General features: G+C 53.9%; 1 rRNA gene. It reads left to right on the top strand.

What is annotated here, in order from left to right:
• Window positions 1-438 (top strand): 23S ribosomal RNA (locus tag P6N53_RS18600); the annotation flags it as partial.

Genomic DNA, 438 nt, shown 5'->3' with positions numbered 1-438 from the left:
GAAAAGCCACGAGGAGCCGCAAGCAGGCGTTAATCCGTGGATACCCGAATGGGGCAACCCGGCGGAGCAAAACTCCGTCACCCTATGCTGAACACATAGGCATAGAGGAGGGCACCCGGGGAACTGAAACATCTAAGTACCCGGAGGAAGAGAAAGAAACATCGAACCCCCAAGTAGCGGCGAGCGAAAAGGGGCGAGCCTAAACCAGAATTCTTCGGAAATCTGGGGTTGCGGGACCTTCATCACGTAATTGCTAGTCCTAGTCGAAGCCACCTGGAAAGGTGCTGCATAGAAGGTAAAACACCTGTAGACGAAAGGACGAAGATTGCAGAAGGAATCCCAAGTACTGCGGGACACGAGAAACCCCGTGGGAATCAGGGGGGACCACCCCCCAAGGCTAAATACTCTTAGCGACCGATAGTGAACAAGTACCGTGAG

This window comes from Desulforamulus aquiferis (assembly GCF_030577015.1).
In the GTDB taxonomy this organism is placed as follows: domain Bacteria; phylum Bacillota; class Desulfotomaculia; order Desulfotomaculales; family Desulfotomaculaceae; genus Desulfotomaculum; species Desulfotomaculum aquiferis.
The sequence above is the reverse complement of the archived record's forward strand: the minus strand, read 5'-3'. Positions and strand labels throughout refer to the sequence as shown.